Origin of the sequence: Pseudomonas sp. NPDC089554 (genome assembly GCF_050280645.1) — a bacterium.
Classification (GTDB): Bacteria; Pseudomonadota; Gammaproteobacteria; order Pseudomonadales; family Pseudomonadaceae; genus Aquipseudomonas.
The window spans coordinates 1-7,982 of sequence record NZ_JBNNVR010000144.1 but is presented as its reverse complement, the minus strand read 5'-3'; the positions used below and the strand labels follow the sequence as shown (position 1 = coordinate 7,982).

Below are 7,982 nucleotides of genomic sequence, written 5' to 3'. Positions count from 1 at the left end.
GCCGTCACCGCACCCAGTGGGAACAGCAGTACCAGCAGGTTTTCCACCGGAATGCTCAGGCAGGCGAGCAGGGTCAGGCACGCCTCGACCAGCTCTTCAGCCAGCACCAGCAGGCGCTCGCCGGTGTCGACCAGGGCGTACTTGAACTCCGGGTGGACGTTCAGCGCCTGGTTGGCAGGGATGGTCCACGGGGTGGTGGTCCAGATGACGATCGCCGCAGGCTTGCTCAGCGCGGCCAGGCCGAAGGCGGCAGCCAGCTTGTCGGCGTCGGCGACCGGGAAGGCCACGTCGATGGTCTGGGACTTCTTGTCGGCGTACTCGACTTCAGCCTCGGCCAGTGCCGAGCCGCAGTCGAAGCACCAGTTCACAGGCTTGAGGCCCTTGAACACGAAGCCTTGCTTGACCATTTCGGCCAGGGCGCGGATTTCACCGGCCTCGTTGGCGAAGTTCATGGTCTTGTAGGGGTTGCTCCAGTCACCCAGCACGCCCAGGCGGATGAACTCGGTCTTCTGCCCTTCGATCTGCTCGGCGGCGTATTCGCGGCACAGCTCGCGGGTGCGGTCGGCGGTGAGGTTCTTGCCATGGGTGACTTCGACCTTGTGCTCGATCGGCAGGCCGTGGCAGTCCCAGCCGGGCACGTAGGGGGCGTCGAAGCCAGACAGGGTCTTGGAGCGGACGATCATGTCCTTGAGGATCTTGTTCAGCGCATGACCGATGTGGATCTTGCCGTTGGCATAGGGCGGGCCGTCGTGCAGGACGAACTTCGGACGGTCCTTGCCAATTTCGCGCAGCTTCTGGTACAGGCCAATGCTGTCCCAGCGCTGCAGGATCTGCGGTTCGCGCTGAGGCAGGCCGGCCTTCATCGGGAAGGCGGTGTCCGGAAGGTTTAGCGTGGCTTTGTAGTCGGTCATTTCAGGCTCTTCGTTAGCGGTTGAGCGTGCCAGTGGGCACGTGCGGCGGCGATGTCCGCGTCGATCGCCGACTTCAGCGCCTCCAGGGAGGCGAAACGCTGCTCCTCGCGCAGCTTGTGGTGGAACTCCACCGTCAGGCGCCGGCCATAGAGGTCGCCGGCATAATCCAGGAGATGAATTTCCAGGTGGGGACGCCCGTCACCGGCAACGGTGGGACGTACCCCGATATTGGCGACACCCGGCCAGCGCTGGCCGTCGATCTCGGCGCTGGTCAGGTAGACCCCGGACAGCGGCACACGGCGACGCTTGAGCTGGATGTTGGCAGTGGGCGTGCCGAGCTGGCGGGCCAGCTTCTGACCATGCAATACCCGCCCGGTAATGGTGTAGGGGCGGCCCAACAAGTGCTCGGCAAGCTCGAAGTCGGCGTTGGCCAGAGCCGTACGCACCTCGGTGCTGCTGACCCGCAGGCCATCCTGGATCACGGTATTGGCGGCTTCCAGGGTAAAACCATGGCGCTTGCCGGCTTCGACCAGGAAGTCGAAGTCGCCAGCGCGGTCGCAGCCAAAGCGGAAGTCGTCACCCACCTCGAGGTGGCGAACGCCCAGGCCGTCGACCAACACCGCCTTGACGAAGGCTTCGGCACTGAGCGTGCTCAGGCGCTGGTTGAATGCCAGGCACAGCACCCGGTCAATACCCTCTTCGGCCAGCAGCTCGATCTTGTCGCGCAGCCGTGCCAGGCGAGCGGGTGCGGTCTCGGGGGCGAAATACTCGCGCGGCTGCGGTTCGAAGACCACCACGCAAGTAGGCAGGCCCAAGGCCTGGCCGCGCTCACGCAAACGCCCCAGGATCGCCTGGTGGCCCCGGTGAACCCCGTCGAAGTTGCCAATGGTGGCGACACAGCCCCGGTGGTCAGGGCGCAGGTTGTGAAGACCTCGAACCAGCTGCATAACGCGCTTCTTGCTCATAAAGTGGCCGATTATAACCACACCCGGGCGCTGGCGACAGGCAGCAGCGCCGTTGTCGGGCGTGGAAGGTGAAAAACCGACGCCTGGCCCTTGCCCCGGTTCAATGCAGGGCTTTGCGGGCGAAATCCCGCGGGCGGAAGCCGCACAGGTACAGGCAACCGAAATAGGTCAGCACGCCCGCCAGGATCAACGCACCCAGGCGCAGGAAGCGCTCGAGCATGCTGCCCAGCTCCCAGGCTGGCAGGTAATGCATGCCCAGCAGCAGCACCAGCGACATCAGCAGCACCGCCAATACCAGCTTGCCGAGGAACTTCGCCCAGCCTGGCTGGGGCTCGAACAGTTTCTGGCTACGCAGCTTCCAGTACAGCAACCCGGCGTTGAGGCAAGCGCCCAAGCTGATCGCCAGGGCAAGGCCGGCGTGCTTGAGCGGCCCGACCAGGGCCAGGTTGAAACCTTGCGTGCACACCAAGGTGAAGATAGCGATCTTCACGGGTGTACGAATGTTCTGCTGGGCGTAGAAGCCTGGGGCCAGGACCTTGACCAGGATGATCGCCAGCAGACCTACGGAATAGGCAACCAGCGCCTGCTGGGTCATGGCCGCGTCGAAGGCGCTGAACTTGCCATATTGGAACAGCGCCACGGTCAAGGGCTCGGCGAGAATCGCCAGGGCCAAGGTGCACGGCAGCACCAGCAGGAAACACAGGCGCAGGCCCCAGTCGAGGATTCGCGAGTATTCCTCGCGGTCCTTGTTGGCATAGGTCTTGGCCAGGGTCGGCAGCAGGATGGTGCCCAGGGCCACGCCCAGCACGCCGGAGGGCAGCTCCATCAGGCGGTCGGCGTAGTACATCCACGACACCGAGCCAGCCACCAGGAACGAGGCGAAGATGGTGTTGATGATCAGCGAAATCTGGCTCACCGACACCCCGAGGATCGCCGGCAGCATCTGCTTGAGCACGCGCCACACGCCGGTGTCGCGCAGGTTCAGGCGTGGCAGCACGAGCATGCCGATCTTCTTCAATGCCGGCAGTTGGTAGAGCAGCTGCGCCAGACCACCGGCCAGCACACCCCAGGCCAGGGCCATGATCGGCGGGTCGAAATACGGCGTCAGCAGCAGCGCGAAGGCGATCATCGCCACGTTGAGCAGGGTCGGCGTGAAGGCCGGTACCGAGAAGCGGTTCCAGGTATTGAGGATGGCGCCGACCAGCGATGACAGCGAGATCAGCAATATATAGGGGAAGGTGACCCGCAACAGCGCGGTGGTCAGCTCGTACTTCTCGGCGTTGTCGACGAAACCGGGCGCGGTCACCCACACGATCCAGGGCGCCGCCAGAATGCCCAGCGCCGTAACCAGGGCCAGCACCAGGGTCAGCAGCCCTGTGACATAGGCGATGAAGGTGCGGGTCGCCTCCTCGCCCTGCTGGGTCTTGTACTCCGCAAGAATCGGCACGAACGCCTGCGAGAAGGCGCCCTCGGCGAAAATTCGACGCAGCAGGTTGGGCAGTTTGAAGGCGATGAAGAAGGCGTCGGTGGCAACGCCGGCACCGAACACTCGCGCCAGGATGGTGTCGCGTACGAAACCCAGTACGCGGGAAATCATGGTGATGGAGCTGACCGCAGCCAGGGATTTGAGCAGGTTCATCGAAAGTTTTTCACGCCTGGGACTGAAGAGCGCTGCCAGATGGCGCCCGAGTGTGCGATAATCCCGCTTCTTTGCAGGGTCAGCCAAAACTCCCGAGTTTACAGGTCGCCACGCAGAAAGGAATCACTCCTTCCGCGTTGGCATGCCACTCGGCGGAACACTGCAACTGGCCTTGACATCCTCCCGAGTCATCGGCATGATTCGCGGCCTTATTTGTTTGCTATTTACCCAAAAGTCTTTCGAGGAGCTCGACGGTGGCCAACACACCTTCCGCCAAGAAACGTGCAAAACAGGCTGAGAAGCGTCGCAGCCACAACGCCAGCCTGCGTTCCATGGTCCGTACCTACATCAAAAACGTAGTTAAGGCCATCGACGCTAAAGACGCTGAAAAAGCGCAAGCCGCCTACACCCTGGCTGTGCCTGTAATCGACCGTATGGCCGACAAGGGCATCATCCACAAGAATAAGGCTGCTCGCCACAAAGGCCGTCTGAATGGCCACATTAAGGCACTGAAAGAAGCTGCAGCTGCCTAAGTGATGCGCTTGTTGAAAAACCGACCCTAGGGTCGGTTTTTTATTGCCTGCGATTTATCGAGTATGCCTTCTTGGGTGCACTTGCGTGGGAGCGACCTTGTGTCGCTCCCACAGCCCTCTCTACCTACTCTGCCGGCGCTGGCTGCCCAAGCTGGATCTTCGGCGCCCATTGCAGCCATTCTTCCTCGGCCTTGTCGAACAAGGCGAAGGTCTGCTGCGGCCGCGCCGGGTTACCCATCTTCTCGCCATCCGGCGTGGCGAAGGCGATGCCCCCTTCGATCAAGGTCTCCAGCGACTCGGTACGCACCGTAGCCCCTTTGAGCAGACCCCAGTCGAGACCGAAGCCACTGCTGTTCCAGAAGCGGCTGCCACCCCGCACCAGCGCCGCATAGCGTGGCTCGATCAGAATGTGCACCAACACGCGATCGGCATTCTGCCCCAGCTCGAAGCCCGTGACCTTACCCACTGTGACCTCACGATAGGTGACCGGCACACCCGGCTTGAGCGAGCCGCGACGTGGCGCACTCAACGTCAGTGGCAGGCCCACTTCCTTGCCCGTGACTTCCGGCGCCTCCGGCAGCGCGATGAAGTCATGCTGCGCCCCCTTGCTCTTGAGCGCCGGCATCACTTCCAGGTACTGGCCGCCAATCAGCGTATCGAGGTTTTCGGTACGCACCAGGCCGAACGCCGGCTTGACCACCCAGAACTGAGTGCCCGCCCGGGTGATGCGATCCACCGCACCGGTAATGCGCGCGCGCAGCAATACGGCCTGCAAATCATCGGTAAGGTCAATGCTTTCGACACTGCCTACATCCAAACCACGGAAGCGAATGGGCGTACCCGGCTTGAGGCCATCGGCGCGCTCGACACGAATGGTAATCAGAGTACCGGCGCGGTTGGCCGCCTCTTCGTTCTCCAGTAGACGGAAACGCGGGATACGGCGCTTGAGCGGCACGTTGGGCTGCGGCGTATCGAAGGCGATGCCACCCGCCAGCAGCGTTTGCAACGACTCACTCTTGACCTTGATACCCGACAAGCCGCCGGTGAGCGTCACGCCGCTGGCATTCCAGAACCGCGTGGAGCCGTTGACCAGGTTGGCGTATTCCTTCTCGATGTGCACACCAATCAGGATACGCTTGCTGTTGCGTGCGAACTGGTAGCTCTGCACGCTGCCGACCCTCACCTGGCGATACATCACCGGGCTGCCGACTTCCAGCGAACCCAGCGTATCGGCGAACAGCACCAGGTGCAGACCCGGCGCCTTGAGGTCGAGCGGCGGCGCCTTGGGCCGAGCCTCGAACTCGCGCTGAGGCCGAGCCCCCTTCTCACCTGGGCGAATAGCGATGTAGTTGCCCTTCACCAACGCCTCGAGCCCTGTGATACCCGCCACGGAAATGGACGGCTTGACCACCCAGAACTGGGTCCCTTCTACCAGGTAGTCCTCGGCCAATGGGTCGAGGGTGAGCTCGGCCATGGCGTTGCTCAGGTCATCCTCGATCTTCAGGGTTTTCATCGAGCCAATCTGGATGCCCTTGTACATCACCGGCGTACGGCCAGCCTGCAAGCCTTCATAGTCGCTCAGGCGAACCTTGATGCGAATACCGGCCTGGGCGGCGTCGAAGTCTTCATAGAGACGGAACGGCAGGCTCGGGTCGGTCGCGGGGCTGTCCTTGCGGTGCTCGGGCGTGGCGAAGGCGATACCGCCGGCAACAATGCTGGAGAGCGACTCGCTGCGTACCTTCACACCGGACAAGTCCGCGTCGATGCTGATGCCGCTGGCGTTCCAGAACCGCGTGTGCTTGCGCACCAGGTTGGCGTAGGCCGGCGCGATGAACACCTTGACCTCCACCGTGCCCTGGTCGTCGGAAAGCCGGTAGCTTTTCACCCGGCCAACCTGGATCTGCTTGTAGAACACCGGGCTATCACGATTGAGCGAGCCAAGGCGCTCGGCCTTGAGGGTCAGGTGCAGGCCTGGCTCGTTGTCGGACAGCGGCGGCGCCTCGGACAACGCCGTGAAACGGCGCGTGGATTCGCCCTGGCCAGGGTCCACGGCAATGTAGTTACCCGACACCAGGGTCTCCAGGCCAGAGATACCGGCCAGGCTGACACTCGGCTTCACCAGCCAGAAACGCGTGCCGGTGTTCATGTGCGGCTCGGCCGCCTTGTTCATCTCGATGGTGGCGATCACCCCGGTCTTGCTGCCCTCGGCATCAAGTACCAGCTTGGTCACCTTGCCGACCGACATGCCCTTGTAGATGACCTCGGTCTTGTTGGCGACGATGCCCTCGCCCGTGGTAAAGCGCACCTCGATCTCCACACCGGCATCGCGATAGGCCTGCCAACCCAGCCAACCGCCAATCACCAGGGCGATCAGCGGCAGGATCCATATGGCCGACCAGTTCGAAGCTGGGCGGGTTCTAGCCGTAGGCAGGTCACTCATGGTCGTCATCCGACTCCGTGTTATCCCAGATCAGTCGGGGATCGAAAGTTAAAGCAGCGAACATCGTCAGGATCACCACGCAGGCGAAAGCGATGGCGCCCAGGTTGGCTTCGACACTGGCAATACGCCCGAAATTCACCACTGCCACGAGAATGGCAATGACGAAGATATCGAGCATGGACCAACGGCCGATGAATTCGATGAAGCGGTACATCAGGATGCGCTGACGCGCCGAAAGCGGCTGGTGACGCTGCACCGAGTACAACAACAGGCCAATGCCCACCAGCTTGAAAGTCGGCACCAGGATACTGGCAATGAACACCACTGCGGCGATGGGCAACATGCCGAGCTTTATCAAGGTAATGACACCAGACATGATCGTGTCGGGGCTGCCCTGGCCCAGGGAGCTTACTGTCATGATCGGCAACAGGTTCGCAGGGATGTAGAGCACCATCGAAGCCAGCAGCAGCGCCCAGGTACGCACGATGCTGTTGGGGCGACGTGCGTGCACGGTCGCACCACAACGTGTGCAAGTCTGCGAATCGCTGCCGGCCTCGTAGCGATTGAGCTCATGGCATTCATTACAGACCACGATGCCCGCATCAATCGCCCGCATGGGTGTCCTCCCCGGAAAGCGCCACCCAGATCTGGTGCGGCGACATTACAATCTCCAACCACACCTGCACGAGCAACAGACTGATAAAGCAGGCCAGGCCTATGCCGAGGGTGAGCTGCGCCAGGTCGACGAGCTTGACGATGGCAACCAGCACGCCCATGAAATACACCTCGAGCATTCCCCACTCTTTCAAGTGATGGTAGATGCGGTAGATCAACAGGCCGTAGCTGCGACCTACATCCAGGCGAATACTCAACAGCACCGCCAGCTGGCACAGCAGCTTGAGCAGAGGAATGGCCATGCTGCACAGGAACACCACCACGGCGATACCGCTCATGCCTGAGTTGTACAGGCCCAAGACACCACTCCAGACCGTGTCATCGGAGGTTTGACCGAGCAGGTGCAACTGCATGATCGGCAGGAAGTTGGCCGGGATATAAAGCAGCAGCGCGGCCAGCACCAAGGCAAGGCTGCGACTGACCACATTGTGGCGATGGGCATACAGCTCGTAGCCGCAGCGTGGGCATATGGCTTTCTCATCTTGCGCGAGCGTGGGCTTGTGCATCAGCAGGTCACACTCATGGCAGGCCACGAGCTGCTCCAGCGGCAGCTCAGCCAGCGCTTCGGATTCCACGGGGTTGGGCATATCAGAGGGTCTGAATGGGTGATGTGGGCTCTATTCTAGTGTTCCGACTCCAATTGTGGGAGATAGGTCCTCAGTGTCCACAATGAATCGCTGCGGTCGATAGTAAATGCGGAAAAGACAAAACCCCTACCTGCTCACGCAGATAGGGGTTTTGCGAAATGAATCTTGACGATGACCTACTCTCACATGGGGAAACCCCACACTACCATCGGCGATGCATCGTTTCACTGCT

At 61.8% G+C, this 7,982-nt stretch carries 7 protein-coding genes; 1 reads left to right on the top strand and 6 read right to left on the bottom strand.

What is annotated here, in order from left to right:
• The 3 genes from ACQKPE_RS25265 to murJ form a co-directional block, all read right to left on the bottom strand.
• Positions 1–911, bottom strand: a 911-nt coding sequence (locus ACQKPE_RS25265; protein ID WP_427669415.1) for a class I tRNA ligase family protein, incomplete at its 3' end; no start/stop codon positions are given.
• Positions 908–1,858 carry a bifunctional riboflavin kinase/FAD synthetase gene (ribF, locus tag ACQKPE_RS25260; protein WP_427669414.1) on the bottom strand — a complete coding sequence of 317 codons (951 nt, stop codon included), beginning with the start codon at positions 1,856–1,858 and terminating at the stop codon, positions 908–910. The genes ribF and ACQKPE_RS25265, both read right to left, overlap by 4 nt.
• Positions 1,859–1,976: 118 nt before the next feature.
• Entirely contained in the window at positions 1,977–3,515 is a 1,539-nt protein-coding gene (gene murJ, locus ACQKPE_RS25255) for a murein biosynthesis integral membrane protein MurJ (RefSeq protein ID WP_427669413.1), read from the bottom strand.
• 254 nt (positions 3,516–3,769) lie between these two features.
• Between murJ and rpsT the strand changes: the two genes are divergently transcribed.
• A complete protein-coding gene (rpsT, locus tag ACQKPE_RS25250; protein WP_029614579.1) occupies positions 3,770–4,048 on the top strand; it encodes a 30S ribosomal protein S20 in 279 nt (92 codons plus the stop codon).
• Between the two features lie 124 nt (positions 4,049–4,172).
• Here rpsT and ACQKPE_RS25245 read toward each other — a convergent pair whose 3' ends face one another.
• The 3 genes from ACQKPE_RS25245 to ACQKPE_RS25235 are packed head-to-tail and all read right to left on the bottom strand — an operon-like array spanning position 4,173 to position 7,750.
• Positions 4,173–6,488 (bottom strand): MlaD family protein, encoded by a 2,316-nt coding sequence (locus ACQKPE_RS25245; RefSeq protein ID WP_427669412.1) that lies wholly within the window; start codon positions 6,486–6,488, stop codon positions 4,173–4,175.
• The gene (locus ACQKPE_RS25240) at positions 6,481–7,104 is read right to left on the bottom strand and encodes a paraquat-inducible protein A (protein ID WP_427669410.1); all 624 of its coding nucleotides are present in this window, start codon (positions 7,102–7,104) and stop codon (positions 6,481–6,483) included. Before ACQKPE_RS25240 ends, ACQKPE_RS25245 begins: the two co-directional genes overlap by 8 nt.
• A complete protein-coding gene (locus tag ACQKPE_RS25235; RefSeq protein WP_427669409.1) occupies positions 7,091–7,750 on the bottom strand; it encodes a paraquat-inducible protein A in 660 nt (219 codons plus the stop codon). Before ACQKPE_RS25235 ends, ACQKPE_RS25240 begins: the two co-directional genes overlap by 14 nt.
• Positions 7,751–7,982: the final 232 nt, after the last annotated feature.

What these genes read in the sequence shown, in the direction of transcription:
- ribF (WP_427669414.1), bottom strand. Translation starts at nt 1,858, where the DNA reads ATGCAGCTGGTTCGAGGTCTTCACAACCTGCGCCCTGACCACCGGGGC.
- murJ (WP_427669413.1), bottom strand. Translation starts at nt 3,515, where the DNA reads ATGAACCTGCTCAAATCCCTGGCTGCGGTCAGCTCCATCACCATGATT.
- ACQKPE_RS25245 (WP_427669412.1), bottom strand. Translation starts at nt 6,488, where the DNA reads ATGAGTGACCTGCCTACGGCTAGAACCCGCCCAGCTTCGAACTGGTCG.
- ACQKPE_RS25240 (WP_427669410.1), bottom strand. Translation starts at nt 7,104, where the DNA reads ATGCGGGCGATTGATGCGGGCATCGTGGTCTGTAATGAATGCCATGAG.
- ACQKPE_RS25235 (WP_427669409.1), bottom strand. Translation starts at nt 7,750, where the DNA reads ATGCCCAACCCCGTGGAATCCGAAGCGCTGGCTGAGCTGCCGCTGGAG.